Raw genomic sequence first — 24,388 nt, 5'->3', positions numbered from 1 at the left:
GCAGGAGGTCTGGGGTGGACGAGCACGTCGGAACACCGCCGGGATTGGTGGAGGCACTCGTGCCGGTGGTCGCCGAGCTGGCCCCGGTGATCCGCGCCCGGATCCCTCGCGGTCCGGCCGCGGCCCTCGGCAGGCTGGGCGCGCCGGAGGCCAGGCCGGACGCTTTCACCCCGCGAGCAGGGCGGCTGATGACCGGGCACGGCGAGTCGGAAGCGTTGAGCCTGTTGCGTTCTCTCGGCGACCCGGTCTCCGAACGGCTGCTCGGCGCGCTCGAACTGACCTTGGACGGGCTGTCGGTCGCTGTCCCGGACGAGGTCGCCGCGGCTGTGCGGGAGCCGGAGGGGACACCGCGCTCCTTCGGCTTCATGATGATCGACGGGCCGGTCGCCGAGACCGTGACCCAGGTGCGGTTGCTCGATCAGCTCAGCCCAGGGGTGTCCGGGTTGATCGTGGCGCTGGTCGCGGAGCTGGCCGCGCACGCGGACGTGAGCCCGATGCTGCGGCCGGCGCCGGAGTCCGACGGCGAGGAGGAACTCGCCGCGGAACACGGCGCGGCCCACCTCGCGCTGGCCGTCGCGGTCGCGATGCCGATCCTGAAGCGGATCGAGGCTCCGCTGCTCGCCGGAAAGCCGCCGGTCGTCGTGGGTGTCGCGCTCGGCGCCGTCTCGGCCCTGTTGCGTGAAAGTCCGATGCCGTCCGCGTATCCGGCCGCGTTGCTCGAGAAACGCCGAGCCGAGTATCTGCTCCCGTCGCATTCGTCGGGTTCGGCACCCGTGCGCGGGCATCGCTTCGTGCTGGCCGAGCGGCCGGTGGAAGACGAGGCCGACTTCAGCGGAAATGGCCTCGTCGCAACGGTTCCCGGTGGAGTCGCCGTCCGGACCGGGCTCGGCGATGGGCAGATGCAGGTGTCGACGCAGATCCTCGAGGGGCCACCGGACAGGCTGGACGTCGACTGGTGGGACGAGGTCGTCGAGATCTCCTGGCGGGCGGAGCGGGGTGACGCGACCTTCGGCGAAGATGACCGCCGTCGGCCCGTGACCCCACCGTGGCCGGGAGATTTCCGGGTCCGGGTGCACGCGATCGGCCGGGACGGTGACGAGCGCGAACGCTATGAACTGATGCTCTGGGAAGCGTCGCCTGCGCCTGACGTCGTTCACAAGCAAGCGGATCGGCTCGGCCACGTGCTTCGCGGCGAGCCCGTACCGGAGAGGGGTAGCCCGCCGGAGGCCGACTACCGGTGGATCGGCGAGAGCGCGCTCGGTGATGCGGCGACTGTCACTGTGATCGCGGGAGGCGACGCGGCCGAAGTGCTCCGCGGCTTCGGTGCCGATCCCGCCGAGCCGGTGTCCGCGCTGGAACTGTCGCAGCTGTTCGAGCTGGACCCGTGGGTGGTCGTGCTCCGCGTCGACGGCGGGGTGCTGGCCGCCGAGTTCAACGGTTACCAGGGTTCGTACGAGCCGGTCCTGGAGCCGCTGTCCTTGGCGGGCCGGACGGCGAGTATGTATTGGAACGTCAACGGGTTGACCCGGTTGTCGTTCGCGGACAAGGGAAAGGTCCTCGCAGGGTTCGAACTCGGGCACCAGGAGGAGATCGCGGACCAGGGCGTGCGCGAAGCCTTGGCGGACCTCGATTTCGGCAGCTATCGCGACCGGCGGGAGAAGGCGTTCGTCGCCGTCGAGCGGTACACCGGATACCGGATGAAGGCCGAGGACATCGAGCGGATGACGGCGGCGGACGTCGCGTACCGGATCGTGCCGCGGCTGCCGCGGCTGTATCCCGAGGTGCGGAACGCGGACGGTTCACGGAAATACCCTGGCGACGGCCCGCTGGGCGCCGACACCGACCGCCTGGCCTTCCTCGCCGACGAGACGTTGCGGGACCTGGCTTGGCACGCCGCCACCGTCGCGGCCGAAAACGCTGGTGTGGTCGGCGAGCCCGCCTTCGCGGATACGTTGGCGCGCCGCGGGCTGAGCCCGGAGGCGGAGCTACTGGCCAGGAGATCGCAACTGCACGCGCACCGGGAACACGCCTGGTTGTGGCAAGCGATCCACCGCGCGACCAACCCGGATCCGCTGGGAGCCGCGATCGGCACGCTGAACGCCGCCCGGTACGCGGCCGGTGCCTCCGCCGCGGACCTGCTCGACCACGCTCGCCGGATGCTGGACCGGTGAATCCCGCGCGATGTGAAGGTCGCCGAGGTCAGGCCGCCGGCCGTTCGTTCGTCAAGACCCGCAGTCCCGGCAGCAGCGCCAGGATCACCGCCGCCGCCCCCGCGAACACCGGCCGCAGCCCGAAGACCTCCGCGAGCAGCCCGGCCGCCGCCGCGCCCAGCGGTTTGGTCCCCCAGGCGACGAGCCGGTGGCCGCTGGTGGCCCGGCCCAGCAGGTGGTCCGGGATGATCCGCTGCCGCAGCGAAACGACGATCACGTTCCACAGCACGACCCCGGCCCCGCCGAGGAAGAACACCGCGCCGATCACGTACGGATCCGTGGTCACCGCGGGAATCCCGGCGAACGCGGCGCCGGTGAGCAGGCTGAGCACCAGCGCGCGGGAGCGGCCGAGCGCGAGTTCGATCCGCTCGGCCACGAACGACCCCGCGAGACTGCCGAGGGCGATGACGGCGAGCAGGAATCCGTAGGCCTGTTCGGACAGTCCCATCGCGGACGACGGGCCCACCGCGTACAACACGAAAAGCGTGATCACGGCGCTCGTGGCGAAGTTGAATCCGCCGACCATGATCGCCAGGATCCGGAGAATCCGGTTCTCCCACAGGAAACGCAGGCCTTCGACCAGATCTTCGCGCACGCTCGTGCCTTGGGGCCGATCGGCGCGGAACGAGCCGGGGACGAAGAAAAGCGCGGCGAGCGCGACGATCCAGAGCGCCGAGGGCGCCGCGAATGCTACAGAAGCGCCCGCTGCGACGAGGAAACCGCCCAGTGGTGGGCCGGCGAATTCGTTGGCGGTGAGTTCGGCGGCGAAGAGACGGCTGTTGGCCCGCGTCAGCCGGTCGCGGCCGACGATCTGCGGGAGGATCGCCTGCGCGGCCGTGTCGTGGACCGTTTCGGCGATCCCGAGTCCCAGCGCGACGACGTAAAGCAGCCAGATCGATCCGAACCCCAGTGCGATCGCCGCCGCGAGCACGGCGACGAGCGCCGCGCGGACCAGATTCGCGGCGAGCATCGCGCGGCGACGGTCGACGCGGTCGGCGAGTACCCCGGCGTGCAGGGCGAACACCAGCCACGGCAAGGAAGACACGGCCGCCAGCCCCGCGACCAGCGACGGCGACCGGGTGAACTGGACGGCCACCAGGCCGAGCGCGACCTTGACGATGCCGTCGGCCAGATTCGACAGGCCCGACGCGCTCCACAGCCGCCAGTAAACGCTCCCCAGCGAGGTCATCGATCGAGGATCGCACATCGATTGAGAAAACTCCATCGATGTGTCTCTTCCCCATCGGTCGGCTACGCTGCGCTCATGGACGATCAGGTCGCCGCGAGGGTCGCGGACCGTCGGCGCGAGGCGACGGCGCGCGAGGCCAAAGCGCTCGGGCATCCCTTGCGGCTGCGCATTCTCCGGCTCTGCGGCGAGCGGGAACTGACCAACAAGGAGCTCGCCGACCGGCTCGGCAAGGACCCCGGCACCGTGCTCTACCACGTGCGGCAGCTCACCGAGGCCGGTCTGCTGGAGCAGGCGCCGGTGCGCACCGGCGCGAGCGGCGCGCTCGAAAAGCCCTATCGCAGTGCCGGCAAGAGCTGGTGGCTGAATGGGCCGTTGAACGACGAGGACGAAGACACCCGGTTCGGCCCGATCGAGGCCTTCCAGGACGAACTCCGCGAGGCCGGGCCCGGTTCGGTGCGGGTGGTCGAGCGGTTCGCGCTGCACTTGTCGCCGGAAGAGGCCACCGAACTCGACAACCGCATCCTCGACATCCTCGACGAGTACGTGGCGACCGACGGGCAGCGGCTCGACCGGCCGCTGCTGAACGGGATCTTCCTGTTGCACCGCATGGCCGAGTGACCTCGTGAGTGGTAGCGAGTCCTGGTCGGGAACGCAGCGCGGCGTGTGCAAAGGCGTGACTCGCGTGATCAGGGACGTGACTCGCGTGACTGGAGGCCGCACTCGTGTGTTTCGCCTCTGATCACGGGTCGGGTCCGTGAAGGCCTCCTTGCCTACCCTGAAGGTAGTGAAGGAGGCCTTCACGGCCTTCAGGGATCGCCACCTGCAGCTCACCTGCACCAGCAACCACAGCGATCACCACGGTGGCGCGTGAAGGCCCCCTTCCCTCGGCTCAGCCGAGGAAACTCGACCTTCACACCTTCCCCAGTCCGTGAAGGCCCCCTTCACTGCGCTAGACGCAATGAAGGGGGCCTTCACGGACCAGGTACGGCGTGAGCGGAGGCGTGACTCGCGTGATCAGGGACGTGACTCGCGTGACTGGAGGCCGAACTCGTGTGTTCCGCCGCTCAGGAAAGTTTCCGGAAGAACGCCCGGATGTCCCCCACCAGCAGGTCCGGCGCGTCCTGCGTCGCCCAGTGGCTGCCGCGGTCGAATTCCTGCCACGAAACGATGTTCGCGTGGTCCCGCTCGGCGAAGCGCCGCAGCGGCCGGAAGTCGTAGGCGAAGCTGGCCAGCCCGGTCGGCGCGGTCGTCGGCTCCGCCGGGTGCTCGCTGTGCTTGTCCTCGTAGTAGAACCGCGCAGCCGAAGCCGCGGTGTTGGTGAGCCAGTACAACGTGGCGTTGGTGAGCACGTGGTCGTCGCTCGTGGCCGACAGCAGTTGCGCGCTCCAGGCCAGCTGCCCGGTCGGCGAGTCGGCCAGCGCGTGCGCGAGGTTCTGCGGCGCGCTCTCCTGGAGTTTCGCGTAGCCGGACATGTCGTCGTTGAAGGACTGGAGGAACTGCATGTACTCCAGTTCCTTCTCGGTCATGCCCTCGAACTCCGCCGGATCGCCGCTGGGGAACGAGAACAGCTGCGTGACGTGCACGCCGAGCACGTGCTCGGCGTCGACGCGGCCGACCTCGGGGGCGACGAACGAACCGGCGTCGTTCCCGTGCGTGCCATAGCGTTCGTAGCCGAGGCGGCGCATCAGCTCGGCCCAGGCCCGGGCCGTGCGGTACCGGTTCCAGCCCTTCTCGCGCGTCGGACCGGAGAAGCCGAATCCGGGCAGCGACGGGATGACCACGTGGAACGCGTCCGCCGCGTCGCCCCCATGAGAGCGCGGGTCCGTCAGCTGGTCGATCAGGTCGAGGTATTCGAAGACCGAGTTCGGCCAGCCGTGGGTGAGGATCAGCGGCGTCGCGTCCGGCTCCGGCGAGCGGACGTGCAGGAAGTGGATGTTCTGTCCGTCGATCTCCGTGGTGAACTGCGGGTACTCGTTGAGCTTCGCCTCCCACTTCCGCCAGTCGTAGCCCTCGCGCCAGTACGAGACCAGCCGTCGCACGTACTCCAGCGGCACGCCGTACTCCCAGCCCGGCGTGACCGGTCCGCGCTGCACCCCGTCGGTCACCTGGTCGGCGGGCAGTTCGTTCGCCCAGCGGACGCGGGCCAGGCGGTCGGCGAGGTCGTCCAGCTCGGCCTGCGGGACCTCGACGCGGAAGGGCTTGATCTCGGTGTTTTCGCTCATGAGACCAAGGTAGAGTGCCATTAGGAACATCCCGTTCCTAATGGAGGAGCAGTCTGAAGAAATGTTGGAAACTTCGGCACGATTACTCCGTTTGCTCTCCTTGCTGCAGACTCCCCGTGACTGGACCGGCACCGAACTGGCGGAACGCCTGGAGGTCAGCGCCCGCACGATCCGCAACGACGTCGAGCGTCTCCGCGCGCTCGGTTACCCGGTGAACGCGACCCGAGGTTCCGTCGGTGGCTACCGGCTCGGCGCGGGCGCCGATCTGCCGCCGTTGCTGCTGGACGACGAGGAGGCCGTCGCGGTCGCGATCGGCCTGCGCACCGCGGCAGGCGGCACCATCGCGGGCGTGGAGGAGACGTCGTTGCGGGCGCTCGCCAAGCTGGAGCAGGTGCTCCCGTCCCGGTTGCGGCGCCGCGTGAACGCCTTGCAGGCGTACACGGTCCCGGTGCCGAGGGACGAGCCCGGCCCGCGCGTCGCCGCCGGGACGCTCACCGTGCTGACGGCCTGCTGCCGGGATCGCGAGGTGCTGCGCTTCGGCTACCGGACCCACGACGGTTCGGAAAGCACCCGCAAGGTCGAGCCGTATCGCCTGGTGAACTGGGGACGCCGCTGGTATCTGGTCGCCTGGGACCTCGACCGCGGCGACTGGCGCACCTTCCGCGTCGACAGGCTGACCCCGCGCGTCCCGACCGGTCCGCGGTTCACCGCGCGCGAACTGCCCGAAGACGTCACGGACCGCGTGCGGCGCGGGGTGTCGTCCGCCGCCTGGCGATACCGCGCCGACGTCACCGTGCACGCGTCCGCCGAAGAGGTGACCGCGCGGATCAACCCGGCCGTCGGGACGGTGGAGGCCGTCGACGCGAACACCTGCGTCCTGCACACCGGCGCGGACAGCATCGAGACGATGGCCGTCCACTTAGGACTCCTCAACGCCCCTTTCCGGGTCACCGAACCCCCGCAATTGGTCGACTACTTGCGCGAGCTGGCCGACCGGTATCGCGACGCCACCGGCTAGCGGGCGAAAGTGGTCAGGAACCGGTCCCGGAACGTGTCCATCCGCCACACCGGCGCGTTCCGGTCCGGGTTCAGGCCGTCCTGCCAGTGCCACGCCGCGACCTTGTCGAGCACGGCCTCGTCCCGCGTGACCACGGTGATCGGGACGTCGTGATCCGCGCCCGCGCCGGCGACGATCGGGTTCGGCTGGTGGTCGCCGAGGAACACGAGCACGAGGTCGTCGTCGCCGTAGGTCTCCACGTACGAGATGAGCGAGTCCAGCGAATAGGCGATCGAGTCGCCGTACGCGCCGCGCACCTTGGCGGGGTCGGTGAAGACCTCTTCGGGCGTTTTCCCTTGCGAGGGCATGGGGTCGTAGACGGATCCGTCGCCGACGGCGGCCCAGTCGATCATGCGGGGGAGTGGTGTCCACGGCCAGTGACTGGTGACGAGGTCGATCTCCGCCATCAGCGGCGGACGGTCCGCTCTCCCGCGTTCGGCGCGCTGGAAAGCCGAAAGCGTGAACTGGTCCGGCATCGTGGCGTAGGAGAACTGCGGGCCGTGATACCCGATGCTTCGCGAGTCGTAATAGCGGTCGTAACCGTAGACCTTGCCCTCCGGCCAGTCCTCGGTGTGCGCGGGAACGACGCCGACGGTCTCCCAGCCCGCGCGCTTGAACGCACCGCCGAGGGTGAACCGGTCGGTCTTCACGAAGTCGTCGTAGCGGTGCTGGCTGTCGACCCACACCCCGGACTGGAACGTGGAGTGCGCCAGCCAGCTGCCCGCGCTCGTCGTCGGCGACGTCAGGAACGCGCTGCGCGAGCCGTAGCCGGCGTTCTTCAGCCGTGCCGTCCCGGCGTCGAGGACCGCGTCGACCTTGGGCGCGATATCGGAGTCCTGGACGGCCACCCGGCCGTAGCTCTCGATGAAGGTGAACAGCACATCCTTGCCGCGCAACGCGTTCAGCAGTCCGGAAGACGGCGTGCCACGGAAGGCGTCGACGGCGACTTCCTCGGCGAAGGCCTGCCTGTCCCGGATGCCGGCCCGAACCTGGCGGAGGTCGTCGTAGGCGAAGGCGACCGCGCTGCGCGAAGCGAGGGGCTGCCCCGGAGCGAGCTGCGCGCCGGAGACCGCGCACACCATCCAGACCACGCTGAGCACGGCCGTCACCCGGGTCGACGCCGTACGCCGTCCGGCCACCACCCGGCTCAACCGCAGCACGGCCAGCGCCATCAGCACGATCACCACCACGGCGAGCAGCGTCAGCCCGGCGAACGACGCGATCGCGCCCGCCCGGCCGATGGACGTGCCGAGCAGATCGACGCCGTTGCCCAGCACACCCCAGTCGAAAACCGGGTTGAACGGCCGGTTCAGCGTGAGCCCGAAACCGATGTCGATTGCCTTGAACACGGTCAGCAGCCCGAGGATCGCGCCCGCCGAAACCGCGACGATCCGCCGGGCGCCGTCGCGCAGCATGAGCACCACCGCCACCCCGAGCAGCGCCTCCACCGGCAACCGCACGAACGCCTCGGGCGTCAGCGCGTCGAGGTCGTTCGGCGCGAGCAGCGCGAACAGCACGAGGACGGCGGACAGGGTGGTCACCGCGCTGGACGCGATCTCGCGGGCGGCCGTCCGGTCGCCCGGCAGGCCCACGAGGGCGGGGCGCGTGAAAACCGACAAGGCGGATTCCTTCCGGGTGGAGAAGCCTTCACCGGATTACACGGACGACGGACCCCGGCGGTTCAGCCCGAGCGCCAGGTACGCAGCGCCCACCACCAGCCGACGGTGTGCCGCACATGCGTACCGCCGTCGTCTTCCGGCGGGTCGAGCGACGCGCCGGTGATCTCGCCGAGCCGGGCGAGCCGGTACCGCACCGTGTTCGCGTGGACGTGCAGCGCCGCGGCCGTCTGGTCGAGCCGCCGCCCGTGGTCGAGGTAGGCGAGCGCGGTCGAGACGAGCTGTTCGTGGAAGGGGTCGCCCGGCGTCAGCGCGCTCAGCAGGGTGTCACCGAGCAGCGCCGCGAGTCCCGGCTGGGCGGCGAGCGCGGTCTCGACGGCCAGATCGGCCACCGCGTGCAGACCGCGGGACCGCGCGGCCGTCGGCAGCGCCATCACGCACAGCGCGTGCATCCCGCGGACCTCCGCGAGCGGGACGGCGGGCGAGACCACCATGAGGACGTCGTCCCCGAGCGCCGACGGGGCGGGTAGCCGTGGCGCCAGCCCGGTCAGCCGCCCGTCGACCAGGCCGAAGACGCCGCCCGTCGCGCCGAGCCGTCGCTCGACGACCCGCGCCTGGTACGGATCGCCGACGTCGGAGAGCAGGCAGTGATAGCGCCCGCCCGGGTTCAGCCCGGCGTTCGCGACCTCCTCGGCCGAGGGCGCCGTGGTGTCGCCGCCCAGCAACCGCCGCAGCACCCGGGCACGGCTGTCGTGCACCGTCCGGGAGAGTTCGAGTTCGGCCTCGTGATACCCGGCGATGACCTGCCGTTCGAGCGCGCGCGTGTTCCGGTCGAAGTCGACCAGCGCCGCCAGCATGACGTCGTCCGGCACCCCGGCCGCCTTGCCGCGTTCGACGGCGATCTCGACCGCGCGGCTGCGGCCCGCCTGCACCCCGCGCAGCAGCGCGGCGAGCGGCACGCCCTGCGCGGCCCGGTCCGCGCCGAGGACGGCGGCCGCGGCGTAGTCCTGCTCCCCGGCCCCGCCCGGCCGGTCGAAGGAGGCGAGCCCGGCGGCGAGCACGATCGCGACGTGCCGCCGGTTCTCGCTCACCGGCAGGGTCGCGACTTCCGGCGACTCCGTGCGGGCCGCCCGGACCACTTCGTCGACGACGTCGGCGTCGGCGGCCATCGTGGCCAGCACGTCGTGGAGTGACCGGTGCGCCATCGCCACCGCCTTCCCGCGCGGATTGTGCCCGGTGCACAACGAAGCCGGCGGTCCTTGGCGACCGTCCCCTACCGAGGGTGTCCGGCCGGTTGGTTTCCTGTGAGCTACCGAAAGGTAACAGGCCCTCGCCGAAAGGTGCGCGTGATGCGGAAACGCCGGTTGCTGACCACCGTCCTCGTGACCTGCCTCGCCGCGGCACTGGGCTCGGCGCCCGCCGCCGCGGCGGACGAACTGCGACAGGTCCTGTTCGTGGGCAACAACTGGGAGGGGACCGCGGACGTCATCGCGCCCTCCGGCGACTACGCCAAGATCGCGCGCGTGAACATGGTGCCGGACAAGGACGAACGGCTCACCGAGATCTATTTGAACCCGATCAAGCTCGCGTTCTTCCTCGGCATCCGCAACGGCGTCGGCGAGGGACACGACCAGCTCGTCGACGACCTCTACACCACCCCGGACGGCCGCGCGGTGGTCGCGTCGCGCCCGAGTTTCGCCGACGTCGTGTCGATCGACCTCGCCACCGGCCGCGTCAACTGGCGGTTCCCGGTGTCGGGTTTCCGCTCCGACCACATGGCCGTGTCGCCGGACGGCCGCAGCATCGCGGTGTCGGCCTCGACGTCGAACACCGTCCACGTGCTCGACATCGAGACCGGGCGGCAGCTCGGCTCGTTCAAGACCGGCGACAAACCGCACGAGAACACCTACACCGACGGCGGCCGGTACCTCTGGAACAGCTCGATCGGCGAAGTGAACACCGCGCTCGACGCGCCATGGCAGGACTTCACCAAGGGCGACCGGCGGCTCACCGTCGTCGACGCGACCACCTTCCAGCAGGTGAAGGTGATCGACATGCGTGAGCGCTTGGACGCCTTCGGGCGCAAGGACCTCTCCGACGCGGTCCGGCCGGTGGCCTTCACCCCCGACGAGTCGAAGCTGTACTTCCAGGTGTCGTTCTTCAACGGCCTTCTCGAATACGACGTCGCCACCGACCGGATCACGCGGTCGAAGACGCTGCCGAAGAACCCGAACACCAGTGAAGACCGCACCACCTGGGTCAACGACTCGCGGCACCACGGGCTCTCGATGAGCCCGGCGGGCGACAAGCTCTGCGTCGCCGGGACGATGGACGATTACGCGACCATCGTGGACCGCGCGAGCCTGCGGGAGGCGCAGCTCGTGGCGGCGGCGAAGCCGTACTGGGCGACCGTGAGCGGTGACGGAAGGCATTGCGTCATCTCGGAAAGCGGATCGGACCAGGTGACCGCGATCGACTTCGCGACCGGCGCGAAGGTGAAGTCCGTCCCGGTCGGCGACCACCCGCAGCGGATCCGGATCGGCCACGTGCCCGCGGGCTGGACGGGGCCCGCGGGCCGGTAATCCGCACCGGTGAGGCGCCGCTCAGCGCACGATCATGGCTCCGCTGTGGCACCGTTTCGGGAATGAGCCTGCGCCTGGGTCCGCTGCTGCGTCACGTCGACGAGACGTCGGCGACGGTGTGGGTCGAGACCGCCACCGCGAGTGAGGTCGAGGTCCTCGGCACGACCGCGAGGACGTTCGAGATCCGGGGTCACCACTACGCCCTGCTGGTGCTGACCGGCCTCGAACCCGGCTCCTCCCACGAGTACGACGTGCGCGTGGACGGCGAAAAGGTCTGGCCCCCGGAGGATTCCGGGTTCCCGCCCAGCCGGATCCGGACGTTGCCCTCGGACGAGTCCCGGGTCCGGCTCGTGTTCGGCTCCTGCCGCAAACCGCACGAAGACGACGCCTTCGGCCCGGACGCGCTGGCCGCGTACGCCCGCCGGATGGCCGGCGGCGAGGAAGCCGAGTGGCCGCAGGCGATGCTGATGCTCGGCGACCAGGTCTACGCCGACGAGACCACGGACGAGACGCAGGAATGGCTGAAGCGGCGCCGTGACACGTCGAAACCGCCGGGCACCGAGGTGACGGATTTCGAGGAGTACACGCACCTCTACCTCGAAGCGTGGGGTGAGCCGTCGATCCGCTGGCTGCTGTCCACCGTGCCGACGTCGATGATCTTCGACGACCACGACGTCCGCGACGACTGGAACACCTCCCACATCTGGCGGCAGGAGATGCGCGCGCGGCCGTGGTGGCGGGAGCGCCTGCGCGGGGCGATCATGTCGTACTGGGTCTACCAGCACCTCGGGAACCTCGGCCCCGCCGAACTCGCCGAGGACCCGACCTTCCAGAAGGCCATCGCCTCCGGCGGGGACAACGCCGGCCTGCTCACCGAATTCGCCGACGAAGCCGACGACGACCGTGACGGCACCAAGGGCGCGCGATGGAGTTACCGCCGCGACTTCGGCTCCGTGCGGCTGCTGGTCATCGACAGCCGGGCGGGGCGGATCCTGGTGGGCGGCGCCCGGTGCATGGTGGACGACGACGAGTTCGCCTGGATCGAGCAGAACGCCGCCGCGCCGTGCGACCACCTGCTCATCGGATCCTCGCTGCCGTGGCTGCTGCCGCCGGTCGTGTCCCACCTGCAATCGCTGAACGAGCGTGCCTGTGACCGTCCCGGATGGCGCGGACGGCTCGCGGAGAAGATCCGGCAGGCGGGCGACCTCGAACACTGGGCGTCGTTCCGCGCGTCGTTCGACCGGCTCGCGGCGATGATCGCGCGCGAGGGCCGCCGGGGCGATCCGCCCGCCACCATCGCGGTGCTCTCCGGCGACGTCCACCACGCCTACATCGTCGAGGCGCGATACCCGGAGCCGGTGGCGTCGGCGGTGTACCAGCTCACCTGCTCGCCGGTGCACAACGCGATGCCGCGGCCGCTCCGGACGGCCTTCGCCGTGACCTGGTCTTCCCGGCTCGCGTCGCTCGCCCGCCGGTGGGCGGAACGAGGTGGCGTCGCACCCCTTCCCCTCGACTGGAGGAAGACGTCGGGACCGCATTTCGGCAATGTGATCGCGACCGTCGAGACCGAGGGCCGGACCGCCGTCACGACGATCGAACAGGCCACCGGTGACGGGCTGACCGAGGTGGCCCGGCAGAGGCTGGTTTGAGCCGGTCACGCGCTCGGTAATATCGGCCCGTGACAACCTCTGCCGAAACACTCGAGTTCCAGTCGGAGGCACGTCAGCTGCTTCAGCTGATGATCCACTCGATCTACTCGAACAAGGACACCTTCCTGCGGGAACTGGTGTCCAACGCCTCCGACGCACTGGACAAACTCCGCCTTGAGGCGTTCCGCGACAAGGAACTCCAGGCGGACACCGACGATCTCCACATCGAGATCGCGACCGACCCCGAAAACCGCACCCTCACCGTGCGGGACAACGGAATCGGGATGAGCCGGGACGACGTCGTGGCGCTGATCGGCACGATCGCGAAATCCGGCACCGCCGAATTCCTGAAGAAACTGAAGGAGACCAAGGATTCCGCGGCGTCGCAGGATCTGATCGGCCAATTCGGCATCGGCTTCTACGCCAGCTTCATGGTGGCCGACAAGGTCACGCTGCTGACCCGCCGCGCCGGATCGGACGAGGGCGTCCGCTGGGAGTCCGAGGGTGAGGGCACGTACACCATCGAGACGGTCCCGGACCTGCCGCAGGGCACGTCGGTCGTCCTGCACCTCAAGCCCGAGGACGCCGAAGACCAGCTCTTCGACTACACCTCGGCGACGAAGATCAAGCAGATCGTCAAGAAGTACTCGGACTTCATCACCTGGCCCATCCGGATGACCGAAGGCGAAGAGGTCGTCACGGTCAACTCGATGAAGGCACTGTGGGCGCGCCCGTCGTCCGACGTCACCGAGGACGAGTACAACGAGTTCTACAAGCACGTCGCGCACGACTGGAACGACCCGCTGGAGACGATCCGGCTTCAGGCCGAGGGCACCTTCGAGTACCAGGCGCTGCTGTTCCTGCCGGGACACGCGCCGCTCGACCTGTTCATGCGGGAGCGCAAACGCGGCGTCCAGCTGTACGTGAAGCGCGTCTTCATCATGGACGACTGCGAAGCGCTGATGCCGGAGTACCTGCGCTTCGTGAAGGGCGTCGTCGACGCGCAGGACCTTTCGCTCAACGTCTCGCGCGAGATCCTGCAGCAGGACCGGCAGATCCAGCTGATCCGCCGTCGCCTGGTCAAGAAGGTGCTCTCGACGGTCAAGACCCTGATGGCCGACGAGAACCGCTACAAGTACGACACCTTCTGGAAGGAGTTCGGCCGCGCCGTCAAGGAAGGCCTGCTGGACGACCACGAGAACCGCACCGCGATCCTCGACATCTGCTCGTTCGCCTCGACGAACGACCCGGAGAAGCTCACGTCGCTGCGTGAGTACATCGAGCGGATGAAGGACGGCCAGGAGCACATCTACTACCTGACCGGTGAATCGCGGCAGAGCATCGAGAACTCCCCGCATCTGGAAGCCTTCCAGGCCAAGGGTTACGAGGTGCTCGTACTCACCGACCCGATCGACGAGATGTGGGTCGACGCCGTCGCCGGCTACGAGGAGAAGCAGTTCCAGTCGGTCGCGAAGGGCGAGGTCGAACTCGACTCCGACACCACCGACGAGCAGAAGGAAGAGTTCTCCGGGCTGCTGACCTGGCTGACGAAGACGCTCGGGGAGCAGGTCAAGGAGGTCCGGCTTTCGTCGCGGCTGACGACGTCGCCCGCCTGCATCGTCGGCGACACGAACGACGTCACCCCGACGCTGGAGAAGATGTACCGCGCGATGGGCCAGGAACTGCCGCAGATCAAGCGGATCCTGGAACTGAACCCGGGGCACCCGCTGGTGTCCGGGCTGCGGTCCTCGTTCACCGAGAAGGGCGAGTCCGAGGGTCTCGCGGAGACCGCGGAACTGTTGTACGGCATGGCTTTGCTCGCCGAAGGCGGCGAACTGGCCGACCCCGCGCGCTTCACGAAGCTGCTCGCCACGCACCTTCAGAAGACCCTGTAGTTCCGTGGGCTGAAGGGGCCCTTCGCCGCATCGCATGCGGTGAAGGGCCCCTTCAGCCCAGGCGACCCGTGGGGGCGCGACACGCCTCACGGCACTGCAGCCGCCTGCCCGGTGGCCGATCGTGGCTGAACTGTCCACCAGGGACGCCGAGACTGGTTCGATGCCCGATTTGAGCGCTTTGTGCTGGGGTCGTGAGTGGTAAAGAGGGTTAGAACGACCATTGCCACTCACGACCCCCGGGCAATACTACGCAAAGTACCCAAATCGGACGCTTTCATCTCGAAAAGTGACCTTTTTGGACAGTCCGGGGACGCTAGGCCTCAGTGGTGAGCCCGCTGGCACCGCCGACTCCATCACGCACCTTCGCCTTCCCGGCATCCTGACGGCTCGCTACGGCCGGGTCTTCCAGAGCACCAGCACGAAGTACGGCGTCCCGACCATCGCGATGACCAGACCCGCCGGGATCTGGGCCGGCGCGATGACTGTCCGCCCCAGCGTGTCCGCGACGCTCACCAGCAGCGCACCGAGCGCCGCGGCCACCGGGACGACCCGCCCGTGCCGTCCACCGACCAGCGAGCGCGCCAGATGCGGTGCGACCAGGCCGACGAAGACGACCACGCCAATGGCGGACACCGCGGTGGCCGCCAGGATCCCGGACGCCGCCAGCACCACCAGCCGTGACCGTTCGATGCGCACCCCGAGCACGCGCGGGGTGTCTTCGTCGAGGGCGTGCAGGTCGAGTTCGCGGTGCTTGATCCACAGCAACGGCGTCAGCGCGACGAGCGCTAGCGCCACCGGCACGACCTGCTCCAGCGTGCGGCCGTAGGTCGAACCGGACAGCCAGGTCAGCGCCTTGGCCGAGTTCCACGGGTCGGAGACCACGATCAGCAGCGTGATCAGCGCCATCCCGGCCGACCAGACCGCGATGCCGATGATCACCAGCCGGTCCGAATCCAGCCCGGACCGCCACGCCAGCCCGTAGACCAGCAGGAACACCACGGTCGCGCCGACGCCGGCGGCACCGGCGATCGACCAGGCGCCGACCGCGGGGACGATGGTGATCAGCGTGATCGCGCCGAGCCCGGCGCCCGCGGTGATGCCGAGCAGGCCGGGTTCGGCGAGCGGGTTGCGGCTGACCGACTGGATCCCGCAGCCGGACACGGCCAGCGCGGCACCGGCGAGCAGCGCGGCCAGCACCCGCGGAAGTCGCTGGTCCAGCACGAAGGTGAGCGCGGTCCCGGTGTTGCCGGTGACCCAGTTCGCGAGATCGCCGAGCAGCACCAGGCGGTCGCCCAGCATCAGGCCCACCACCGGGACGACAGCGAGGAGAGCCACCAGGACGACGGAAATGAGCACGAGCCGCCGGGTCGATCCGGCGACCCCGACCCGCCCGGCCGGTGCCGGACGGCGCGAGCCGCTTCCCCGGCCGCGCCGCGCCAGCCACACCATCACGATGGCGCCGACGATCGTGGTCACCACCCCGGTCGGCACCCGCACGGCGGCGGCCGAACCCATGATCGCCCGCAGGACGACGTCGGCGCCGAGCACCGTGACGACGCCGACGAGCCCGGAAACCGGCAGCAGGGCACGATGTTTGGCGATCGGCAGCAGCAGCCGCGTGATCACCGGCGCGCTCAGCCCGACGAACCCGACCGGTCCGGCGACGGTCACCGCCGCCGCGGTCAGCGCGACGGTCAGCACGATCGCGGTGACCCGCGTGCGGCGGACGCGCAGGCCGAGCACGGTCGCGTTGTCGTCGCCGAGGGCGAGGATGTCGAGCCTGCCGCCCATCGCGATGAGCGCCACCACGGCGATCACCACGATCGGCGTCATCTGGCCGGTCGCGCGCAGATCGGCCACCGTCAGCGAACCGCTGCCCCAGGCGAACAGCCCGCTCGTCTCCTCCTCGAACAGGAGCAGCAGCAGGACGGTCACCGACTGGAGCGCCAGCAGCATCGCCGAACCGACGAGCACCAGCCGCGGGCTCGCGGCACCGCCGCCCGCGAGACCGAGGACGACGACGGCCGCGGCGAGCCCGCCCACGAACGCCGCACCGCCCACCGGCACGAGCGGTAGCGAGAGCCCGAACGCGGAGATGGCGACCACGGCGAAATGCGCGCCCGCGTTGACCGCGAGCGTGTCCGGCGAGGCGAGCGGATTCCGTGCCACGGACTGCATTCCCGCGCCCGCGACACCGAGCGCGATCCCGAGCAGCAACGCGGCGAGCAGCCGGGGGACGCGCGCGCCCTCCAGTACCGCGAGGGTCTGCGCGTCGCCCTGGCCGAAGATCGCCTTCACCACGTCCAGCGGACCGGACGTCGAAGTGCCCTGGGTCAGGTGGATGCCGGCGAGGACGGCGATGAGCACCACCAGCCCCGCCGACACCGCGATGGTGCGGGCACGCATCAGGTCGTGACTGCCTTCACGATCTGATCGGCGGTCATGATGATCGACTTCGGTCCGCCGAAGGTCCACGTGCCCGACTCGAGCTTGTGGATCTTCTTCGACACCACGAACGGCAGCCGCTGGTAGACGGCGTTCTGCGCGAGCCCGGTGGTGAAGACGTCTTCCTCGGAAGCGCTGTAGAACAGCACGGTCTTCGGGTCGGTGATCGCGGTCAGGCCCTCGACGTCGGTCTGGCCGAGACCCCACTGCGGGTCGACCTTGCCGGTCCAGGCGTTCTTCAGGCCGACGGCCTCGGCGGTGTCGGAGACCAGCGAACCCTTGCCGAACGGGCGGATGCTGACGGTGCTGCCTTCGAGGTAGCCGTCGGCCATCAGGAATGGGGTGCCCGCGGCGCCCTTGGCCTCGACGGCCTTCTTGCCCTCGGCGAGTTTGGCGTCCATTTCGGACAGTTGCTTGTCCGCCTCGGCCTCCTTGCCGACCGTCTTGGCGATCAGCTTGAAGTCCTCGCGCAGCCGGTCGAAGTTCCGGCTCGCGTCGCTGGACTTGGTCACCACGACCGGCACGTACTTCTCGATCTGCGGGACCAGCGTCGAATCGCGCTCGTCGGCGATGATGACGACGTCGGGGTTCAGCCCCACGATCGCGTCGACGCTGGGCTCGTTGCGCTTGCCGACGTCCTTGACCTCCGGGGTCAGGGGAGCGGCCTTGTCCCAGACGTTGTAGCCCGCGACGTCCGCGGCGCCGACCGGCATGACACCGAGCGACGCGACCATCTCGGCCTCGCCCCACTCCAGCGCGACGACGCGCTTCGCCGGGGCCTTGAGGGTGACGGCCTTGCCGCGCGCGTCGGTCACCGTGACCGGTCCGCTCGCGGCGGCGGATTCGCTCGGCGCGGCCGCGGTGTTCTCCGTGGTGCCGCAGGCGGACAACAGCAGGGCCGTCGCCGCGACGAGGGCGGCAGGGGGCAGCAAACGCATGGTTCTTCCTGGATTTCTCAGGCGGGCCTGGGCGAATGCCGCCCGAGTGGCCTGCAGTGGATCGCGCCCGTCACCGGGTCGTTCGCGACGTGGACGGTGACGCCGTAGGCCTGGGAGAGGTGCTCGGAGGTGAGCACCTGCCCGATGTCACCCGTGGCCACGATGGTTCCCTCGCTCAGCAGGACGACCTCGTCGGCGATGATCGCCGCGTGGTCGAGGTCGTGCAGCACCACGCCGACCGCGACGCCTTCGTTGGCCAGATCGCGGACGACGTCGAGGATCTCGACCTGATAGCGCAGGTCGAGATGGTTGGTGGGCTCGTCGAGCAGCAGCACCGAGGTCTGCTGCGCGAGGCAGGAAGCGAGCCAGACGCGCTGGAGCTCGCCGCCGGAGAGCTCGTCGACACCGCGTTCGGCCATCGCCGTCACGCCGGTGAGCTCCATGGCGCGGCGGATCGCGGCGGCGCCGTCGATGTCGACCCCGCGCCAGCCGGAGCGGTACGGATACCGGCCGTAAGAGACGACGTCGCGCACGGAAACCCCGCTCGGGGTGGGCCGGTGCTGGGTCAGCAGCGTGACCTGACGGGCGAATTCCTTGCCGGACAACGCGTTGCCGCCCCAGACGGCACGCTCTCCGAGCCGGACGCCGCCCTCGCGGGGCTTGTGCAGCCGCGCCAGCGAACGCAGGAGCGTCGACTTGCCGGAGCCGTTCGGCCCGACCAGCGCGGTCACCGTACCGGCGCGCAAGGACAGGGACACCCCGTCCACCACGGCCCGCTCTTGGTGCGCGAGCACCAGGTCATGGCCGGTGAGCAGCGCGTCTTCCGTAGACATGAGGGGAGCCTAACCTAAGAGGAGGCCCGGACCCATGTCACGAGAGACACAGAGCGCGGGGTGATTGTCCGGTTACGCGGCCCGTGCGGTCTCCCGGCGGCGCCTGGCCAGCCGCTTCCCGACGATCCCGTGCCGCGGCCCGAACAGGTACACCACCGTGAACCCGGCGCCCTGCACCAGCACGATCATCCCGCCGGACGCGGTGTCGAGGTGGTAGCTCAGGTACAGCCCGGCCACCGCCGCGAGCACCGAGAACGACGGCGCGATCACCAGCATGCGGCCGAACCGGTCGGTCAGCAGGTACGCCGTCGCGCCGGGGATGATCAGCATCGCCACCACCAGGATCACGCCGACCACCTGCAGCGCCACCACCGCGGTCAGCGCGAGCAGGCCGAGCAGCGCGGCGCCGAGCACCCGCGGGTTGAGCCCGATCGCGTGCGCGTGCGTGGGATCGAAGGCGTACAAGGTGAAATCGCGGCGTTTGAGCACCAGCACGGTGAGCGTGATCGCGCCGAGGACGCCGATCTGGATCAGATCCGAGGTGTCGACGCCGAGCAGGTTGCCGAAGATGATGTGGTTCAGGTCGGTCTGGCTCGGCGTCACCGAGATCAGCACCAGCCCGAGCGCGAACAGCGTGGTGAACACGATGCCGATCGCGGCGTCCTCCTTGACCCGGCTGGTGTCCCGGACGACGCCGATCAGCGCCACGGCGAGGAAACCGAACACCACGGCGCCCAGCGCGAAGGGTGCGCCGAGGACGTACGCGAGCACGACGCCGGGCAGTACCGCGTGCGAGACCGCGTCGCCCATCAGCGACCAGCCGATCAGCACCAGCCAGCAGGAGAGCACCGCGCAGACCGCGGACGCGACGACCGTGGACGCCAGCGCCCGCACCATGAAGTCGTAGCTCAGTGGTTCGAGGAACAGGTCGTAGAGACTCACGCGGGTTCTTCTTCCCGTTGCAGGACGTCGAGTCCGAAGGCCAGCGCGAGGTTCTCGGGGCGGAGCACCTCGCCGGGGGAGCCGTGCGCGAGCACCTTGCGCATCAGCAGGATCGCCTCGTCGGCCAGGCCGGGCAGCGCGTGCAGGTCGTGGGTGGAGATCAGGACCGCGGCGCCGTCGGCCGCGAGTTCCTTGAGCAGCCGGGTGATCGTGGCCTCGGAGCGCTTGTCCACCCCGGCGAACGGCTCGTCCAGCAGCAGGACACGCGCGCCCTGGGCGATTCCCCGCGCGACGAACGCGCGCTTGCGCTGCCCACCGGACAACTGGCCGATCTGCCGTCCGGCGAGGTCGGTCAGTTCGACCCGCTCCAGCGCGTGGTCGACGGCCTCGTGGTCGGCACGACGCGGACGGCGGGTGAAGCCGAGCCGTCCATAGCGGCCGGTCATCACGACATCGCGCACGGAGAGCGGGAACGACCAGTCGACGTCCTCACTTTGCGGCACGTACCCGATCACACCGGTCTTACGCGCGCGGACGGGGGTGCCGCCGTCGATCGAGACCGTGCCGGTGTCCGGCCGGACCATGCCCATGATCGTCTTGAACAGCGTCGACTTGCCGGAACCGTTCATCCCGACGAGCCCGCAGACGCGGCCGTGGTCGAGGGTGACGTCGACACCGTCGAGCGCGAGGACGTCGCCATAGTGGACGGTGACGCGTTCGACGCGGATCGCGGCCGTCACGGTTTCGCCCCGGTGAGCGCGGCGACGATCGTCTTCGAGTCGTGGCGGATGAGGTCGAGGTACGTCGGCACCGGACCTTCCGGCCCGGACAGGGAATCGACGAAGAGCACGCCGCCGAACGCGGCCCCCGTCGCGGAGACGACCTGCTGCATCGGCGCGTCGGAGACGGTCGACTCGCAGAACACGGCGGGGACCTTGTTCTCCTTGACGAACCCGATGGCGCGGGTGATCTGCTGCGGGGTCGCCTGCTGTTCGGCGTTGACCGCCCAGATGTACCGCTCGGTGAGACCGGTGTCGCGCGCGAGGTAGGAGAAGGCGCCTTCACAGGTCACCAGGGCGCGTTCGTTCTTCGGCAGGGTGCTCAGCGCGTTCGTCATCTCGTCCTGTACCTGCTGCAGTTTCGCCTTGTAGGCATCGCCGTTGGCCTTGAACACGGCGGCGTCGCCGGAGGAGAGCTCGCTGAACGCCTTCACCATGTTGTCCACGTAGATACCCACATTTTTCGGGGACATCCACGCGTGCGGGTTCGGCTTTCCCTGATAGGCGTCTTCGCCGATGGCGATGGGCTGGACGCCTTCGCTGACGACCTTGTGCGGAGCGTCGCTCTCCTTGACGAACCGGGCGAACCACGCCTCCAGGTTCAGTCCGTTGTCGAGGATCAAGTCGGCCTTCGCGGCCTTCTTGATGTCGTCCGGAGTGGGCTCGTAGCCGTGGATCTCCGCGCCGGGTTTGGTGATCGACTCGACCTTCAGCTTGTCGCCCGCGACGTTCGAGGCGATGTCCGCCAGCACCGTGAACGTCGTCAGCACCACGGGCCGCTTGTCGTCCGTGCCGCCGGCGGGCCCTCCGCATGCGGACAGGACGAGTGCCGACGCCGCCAGCGCGCACACGGTCTTGCGCAGATTCGCCATCCCGTGAGTCTAGAGTTCGGTGTGCCGAACTTCCAACTCACGTGTGCCTTAAATCTCGGTCGCGGTCCGGTCCCGCTCCCGTACGGACTCCAGCAGTAGCTGGGAGACGTCGCGCACGGTGACGTTCTCGCCACGCTTTTCGCTCTGCCGCTGCACGAGACCGTCGTTCAGCATCACGCGGCAGAACGGGCAGCCGGTGACGATCGTTTCGGCGTCCGTGCCGAGCGCCTCGTCGACGCGTTCGAGGTTGATGCGCTTGCCGATCTGCTCCTCCATCCACATCCGCGCGCCACCGGCGCCGCAGCACAGCGAGCGGTCCGCGTGCCGGGGCATCTCGCTGAGCGTCGCGCCGGTCGCACCGACGAGTTCGCGGGGCGGCTCGTAGACCTTGTTGTGGCGGCCGAGGTAGCACGGGTCGTGGTAGGTCACCGGGCCGGCGTCGACCGGTTTGACCGGCGTCAGTTCGCCCGCGCGCACGAGCCGGTTCAGCAGCTGCGTGTGGTGCAGGACCTCGTAGTGCCCGTCCAGTTGCGGGTACTCGCGGCCGAGGGTGTTGAGACAGTGCGGGCAGGTGGTGACGATCTTGCGCGTCCCCGGTTCACGGCCATCGAACACCGCGTTCAGCGTCTCGACGGTCTGCTGCGCGAGCATCTGGAAGAGGAATTCGTTGCCGGAGCGGCGCGCCGGGTCGCCGGTGCAGGACTCGTCGGTGCCGAGGATCGTGTACTTCACCCCGGCGAGATGCAGGAGTTCCGCCGTGGCGCGGACGGTCTTGCGGGCGTTGTCGTCGAAGGCGCCCGCGCACCCGACCCAGTACACGTACTCGACGTCGCCGGCGAGCTCACCGTCGAAGATCGGCACCTCGAAGCCGAGGTCCTTCGTCCAGGCGAGCCGATCGGAGTTGTTCTGGCCCCAGGGGTTTCCCTTGGTTTCGAGGTTCTTGAACAGCACGCCGAGCTCGCTCGGGAAGGCCGACTCGATCATCACCTGGTAGCGGCGCATGTCCACGACGTGGTCCACGTGCTCGATGTCGACCGGGCACTGCTCGACGCAGGCGCCGCAGGTGGTGCACGACCACAGGACGTCAGGGTCGATGACGCCGAAGTCCTCCTTGGTGCCGACGAGCGGACGCTCCTCGGGGGCTTCCTTGCCGTCCAGGATGTACGGCGCCTTCTCGAAGAGGTGGTCCCGCAGATCCATGATCAACAGCTTGGGGGACAACGGTTTCCCGGTGTTCCACGCCGGGCACTGCGACTGGCAGCGGCCGCATTCGGTGCACGTGGCGAAGTCGAGCATGCCCTTCCAGGTGAAGTCCTCGATCTTGCCGCGGCCGAACGTGTCGTCCTCGCCCGGATCCTCGAAGTCGATCGGCTTGCCGCCGGATTCCATCGGCAGCAGCGGGCCGAGCGCGTCCGGGAGCCGTTTCGCGGTGACGTTGACCGGCGCCAGGAAGATGTGCAGGTGCTTCGAATAGAGCACGATCGACAGGAACGCCAGCATCACGCCGATGTGCAGCAGCAGCCCGACGGTCTCCAGCGGCTCGGTGACCGACGTGCCCAGCGGCTCCAGGAGTTCGCCCACGCCGAGCGAGACCCACGCGCCCGACTCGTACGGGAAGACGCCGACCGCCGCCGACGCGCCGCGGAAGAGGAACATCGTCCAGATCACGTTGAAGATCATGAACAGGATCAGCCAGGCGCCACCGGTGTGCGAGCCGAAGAACCGCGACGCGCGCTCTTTCCGTTCGGGTGCTTGGCGGATCCGGATGACCGCGAAGACCGCGAGTGAGACGAGCACCGCGACCGCGATGAAGTCCTGCAGGAAACCCAGCACCGCCCAGTGCCCGATGAGCGGGATGTGGAAGTCGTGGTCGAACAGGGCGCCGTACGCCTCGACGTAGACCGAGCCGAGGATCACGAAACCCCAGAAGGTGAACAGATGCGCGAGCCCGGGGACGGACCACTTGAGCAGCTTGCGCTGTCCGAAGACCTCGGCCAAATGCGTTTTCGCGCGGACGGCCATGACGTCGGAGCGTTTCTCGTCCGGCTGGCCGGAGCGGATCAGTTTGTAGAGCCAGGCGGCGCGACGGGCGGCGAAGGCGAGGCCGGCGACGGTGATGAGCAGACCGAGGATGAGACGAACGAGCACGAGTCCTCCGGGGGAGAATCGGCTCAGTGAGAGCCGGTGTAGTACCGGCACGCCTTGCAGGCGTACCGCATTTTGGCCACTCGCCACCGTTTTCGGTAGGCCTCGAGATGTCCCGGCCGTGGCGGATGCACGCCGAGCCTGCGGTGACGGCGGATCCGCCGCCCCGCTTCGAAGAGTTCGGTCGCCAGGCCGAGATAGGCGCGCCGGAGCGCGATCCCCGGCTCCGCGGCGAGGTTGTCCCGGCAGAATCGGTGCAGCAGCGCGAGATCGGGGAGACCGGGGGAGGTCACGCCGGGGAGGTGTTCGACGACGCCGAGGCCGGGATGTCCGGCGGGCACGGAGAATCTCGCGGGGAGTCCACAATGGACGCAGGTGAGCGTGCAACTCAGGCAGCGGGTGACGTGGCGGATCCGCCGTTCGCGCTGATCCTCGTCGATCGTCTCGCGAACGTGCCAACCCAATGGAGCCTCCCAAGACCGTGGTGTGTCCTGTGTCACTCTCAATACTGGAGAGTAGGGCTCGCCCCGATGACGCGACAGGTCCAACCGGATGGCTTCCGAGCGGCCGGTCGGCGTAACGCCGGCGGACGCGCGTCGGTACAGGTGGTCGTGAGTGGCGATTCGAGTTTTAACCAAGGGTGTCTTGGCTACCTAACGGGCCCGGCCACGGCCGACGTTGCGAAAGCCACTTTCGCAACCTTCAACGTTGCGAAAGTGGCTTTCGTAACCCCTCGGGCCAAGGCCGGCACCCGGCGGGACCGGCGAGTCGCCTAGCCCAGGGCGGGCCGCGCGTGGACGACACGCGTGTCATCCGCCAATCACGCGAGATCGCCAGTAGGTACCCAGGACACGGTTGGTTCTAGCCATCCTTACCACTCACGAGACGTGGCGCCGCCTTCACGTGATCGAAGCCGGAACTCGCGTGATCAGAGGCGGAACTCGCGAGTGCGGCATCCAGTCACGCGAGTCACGTCCCTGATCACGCGAGTCCCGCCTCCACTCACGCCGTACC

The 24,388-nt window shown here is 69.1% G+C and carries 18 protein-coding genes; 6 read left to right on the top strand and 12 right to left on the bottom strand.

Features of this window, described 5'->3' with window-relative positions:
- The first annotated feature begins 14 nt into the window (after positions 1-14).
- On the top strand, positions 15-2,171 hold the full coding sequence (locus tag AVR91_RS28715; protein WP_063276982.1) for a DUF6461 domain-containing protein: 2,157 nt from the start codon (positions 15-17) through the stop codon (positions 2,169-2,171).
- Positions 2,172-2,199: 28 nt separating this feature from the next.
- On the opposite strand, the gene AVR91_RS28710 is transcribed toward AVR91_RS28715, so the two are convergent.
- A complete protein-coding gene (locus AVR91_RS28710) occupies positions 2,200-3,399 on the bottom strand; it encodes an MFS transporter (protein WP_228709381.1) in 1,200 nt (399 codons plus the stop codon).
- Between the two features lie 75 nt (positions 3,400-3,474).
- On the opposite strand from AVR91_RS28710, the gene AVR91_RS28705 reads away from it, so the two are divergent.
- A complete protein-coding gene (locus AVR91_RS28705; protein WP_063276984.1) occupies positions 3,475-4,017 on the top strand; it encodes an ArsR/SmtB family transcription factor in 543 nt (180 codons plus the stop codon).
- A 446-nt stretch (positions 4,018-4,463) separates the two neighbouring features.
- Here AVR91_RS28705 and AVR91_RS28700 read toward each other — a convergent pair whose 3' ends face one another.
- Positions 4,464-5,621 (bottom strand): epoxide hydrolase family protein, encoded by a 1,158-nt coding sequence (locus tag AVR91_RS28700; protein WP_063271538.1) that lies wholly within the window; start codon positions 5,619-5,621, stop codon positions 4,464-4,466.
- A gap of 61 nt (positions 5,622-5,682) precedes the next feature.
- On the opposite strand from AVR91_RS28700, the gene AVR91_RS28695 reads away from it, so the two are divergent.
- Complete coding sequence (locus AVR91_RS28695) at positions 5,683-6,639, top strand: helix-turn-helix transcriptional regulator (RefSeq protein ID WP_063271537.1); 957 nt, start codon at positions 5,683-5,685, stop codon at positions 6,637-6,639.
- On the opposite strand, the gene AVR91_RS28690 is transcribed toward AVR91_RS28695, so the two are convergent.
- Positions 6,636-8,297: an LTA synthase family protein gene (locus AVR91_RS28690; RefSeq protein ID WP_063271536.1), complete on the bottom strand. Its 1,662-nt coding sequence runs from the start codon at positions 8,295-8,297 to the stop codon at positions 6,636-6,638. The genes AVR91_RS28695 and AVR91_RS28690 overlap by 4 nt on opposite strands.
- A 62-nt stretch (positions 8,298-8,359) precedes the next feature.
- Complete coding sequence (locus AVR91_RS28685; protein WP_043847930.1) at positions 8,360-9,499, bottom strand: PucR family transcriptional regulator; 1,140 nt, start codon at positions 9,497-9,499, stop codon at positions 8,360-8,362.
- A 144-nt stretch (positions 9,500-9,643) separates the two neighbouring features.
- Between AVR91_RS28685 and AVR91_RS28680 the strand changes: the two genes are divergently transcribed.
- The 3 genes from AVR91_RS28680 to htpG all read left to right on the top strand — a co-directional run bounded on the left by AVR91_RS28680 (position 9,644) and on the right by htpG (position 14,420).
- Positions 9,644-10,876 carry a YncE family protein gene (locus AVR91_RS28680; protein WP_143254134.1) on the top strand — a complete coding sequence of 411 codons (1,233 nt, stop codon included), beginning with the start codon at positions 9,644-9,646 and terminating at the stop codon, positions 10,874-10,876.
- 62 nt (positions 10,877-10,938) lie between these two features.
- Positions 10,939-12,525 (top strand): alkaline phosphatase D family protein, encoded by a 1,587-nt coding sequence (locus AVR91_RS28675; protein ID WP_063271535.1) that lies wholly within the window; start codon positions 10,939-10,941, stop codon positions 12,523-12,525.
- Between the two features lie 29 nt (positions 12,526-12,554).
- Entirely contained in the window at positions 12,555-14,420 is a 1,866-nt protein-coding gene (gene htpG / locus AVR91_RS28670) for a molecular chaperone HtpG (RefSeq protein WP_063271534.1), read from the top strand.
- A 390-nt stretch (positions 14,421-14,810) separates the two neighbouring features.
- Here htpG and AVR91_RS28665 read toward each other — a convergent pair whose 3' ends face one another.
- From AVR91_RS28665 to AVR91_RS28630, 8 genes are all read right to left on the bottom strand, one after another.
- Positions 14,811-16,826: an iron ABC transporter permease gene (locus AVR91_RS28665; protein ID WP_063271533.1), complete on the bottom strand. Its 2,016-nt coding sequence runs from the start codon at positions 16,824-16,826 to the stop codon at positions 14,811-14,813.
- The gene (locus AVR91_RS28660; RefSeq protein ID WP_063271532.1) at positions 16,826-17,803 is read right to left on the bottom strand and encodes an ABC transporter substrate-binding protein; all 978 of its coding nucleotides are present in this window, start codon (positions 17,801-17,803) and stop codon (positions 16,826-16,828) included. Before AVR91_RS28660 ends, AVR91_RS28665 begins: the two co-directional genes overlap by 1 nt.
- A gap of 17 nt (positions 17,804-17,820) precedes the next feature.
- Positions 17,821-18,636, bottom strand: a complete 816-nt coding sequence (locus tag AVR91_RS28655) for an ABC transporter ATP-binding protein (RefSeq protein WP_016331746.1) — start codon at positions 18,634-18,636, stop codon at positions 17,821-17,823.
- 72 nt (positions 18,637-18,708) lie between these two features.
- Complete coding sequence (locus tag AVR91_RS28650) at positions 18,709-19,578, bottom strand: metal ABC transporter permease (protein ID WP_063271531.1); 870 nt, start codon at positions 19,576-19,578, stop codon at positions 18,709-18,711.
- Entirely contained in the window at positions 19,575-20,318 is a 744-nt protein-coding gene (locus AVR91_RS28645) for a metal ABC transporter ATP-binding protein (RefSeq protein WP_063271530.1), read from the bottom strand. The genes AVR91_RS28650 and AVR91_RS28645 overlap by 4 nt, the downstream gene beginning before the upstream one ends.
- Positions 20,315-21,229, bottom strand: coding sequence for a metal ABC transporter substrate-binding protein (locus tag AVR91_RS28640; protein WP_063271529.1), 915 nt, complete (start codon positions 21,227-21,229; stop codon positions 20,315-20,317). Before AVR91_RS28640 ends, AVR91_RS28645 begins: the two co-directional genes overlap by 4 nt.
- Before the next feature lie 48 nt (positions 21,230-21,277).
- Complete coding sequence (locus AVR91_RS28635) at positions 21,278-23,377, bottom strand: (Fe-S)-binding protein (protein WP_063271528.1); 2,100 nt, start codon at positions 23,375-23,377, stop codon at positions 21,278-21,280.
- A gap of 23 nt (positions 23,378-23,400) precedes the next feature.
- Positions 23,401-23,838 (bottom strand): hypothetical protein, encoded by a 438-nt coding sequence (locus AVR91_RS28630; RefSeq protein ID WP_063271527.1) that lies wholly within the window; start codon positions 23,836-23,838, stop codon positions 23,401-23,403.
- Positions 23,839-24,388 lie beyond the last annotated feature (550 nt).

Origin of the sequence: Amycolatopsis keratiniphila subsp. keratiniphila (assembly GCF_001620365.2) — a bacterium.
Taxonomy (GTDB): Bacteria; Actinomycetota; Actinomycetes; order Mycobacteriales; family Pseudonocardiaceae; genus Amycolatopsis; species Amycolatopsis keratiniphila.
The sequence above is the reverse complement of the archived record's forward strand: the minus strand, read 5'-3'. Positions and strand labels throughout refer to the sequence as shown.

Bases quoted from the DNA above. Each gene is read 5' to 3' on its own strand.
- AVR91_RS28710 (WP_228709381.1), bottom strand. From the start codon at position 3,399: ATGACCTCGCTGGGGAGCGTTTACTGGCGGCTGTGGAGCGCGTCGGGC.
- AVR91_RS28705 (WP_063276984.1), top strand. From the start codon at position 3,475: ATGGACGATCAGGTCGCCGCGAGGGTCGCGGACCGTCGGCGCGAGGCG.
- AVR91_RS28700 (WP_063271538.1), bottom strand. From the start codon at position 5,621: ATGAGCGAAAACACCGAGATCAAGCCCTTCCGCGTCGAGGTCCCGCAG.
- AVR91_RS28695 (WP_063271537.1), top strand. From the start codon at position 5,683: ATGTTGGAAACTTCGGCACGATTACTCCGTTTGCTCTCCTTGCTGCAG.
- AVR91_RS28685 (WP_043847930.1), bottom strand. From the start codon at position 9,499: ATGGCGCACCGGTCACTCCACGACGTGCTGGCCACGATGGCCGCCGAC.
- AVR91_RS28680 (WP_143254134.1), top strand. From the start codon at position 9,644: ATGCGGAAACGCCGGTTGCTGACCACCGTCCTCGTGACCTGCCTCGCC.
- AVR91_RS28675 (WP_063271535.1), top strand. From the start codon at position 10,939: ATGAGCCTGCGCCTGGGTCCGCTGCTGCGTCACGTCGACGAGACGTCG.
- AVR91_RS28665 (WP_063271533.1), bottom strand. From the start codon at position 16,826: ATGCGTGCCCGCACCATCGCGGTGTCGGCGGGGCTGGTGGTGCTCATC.
- AVR91_RS28660 (WP_063271532.1), bottom strand. From the start codon at position 17,803: ATGCGTTTGCTGCCCCCTGCCGCCCTCGTCGCGGCGACGGCCCTGCTG.
- AVR91_RS28655 (WP_016331746.1), bottom strand. From the start codon at position 18,636: ATGTCTACGGAAGACGCGCTGCTCACCGGCCATGACCTGGTGCTCGCG.
- AVR91_RS28640 (WP_063271529.1), bottom strand. From the start codon at position 21,229: ATGGCGAATCTGCGCAAGACCGTGTGCGCGCTGGCGGCGTCGGCACTC.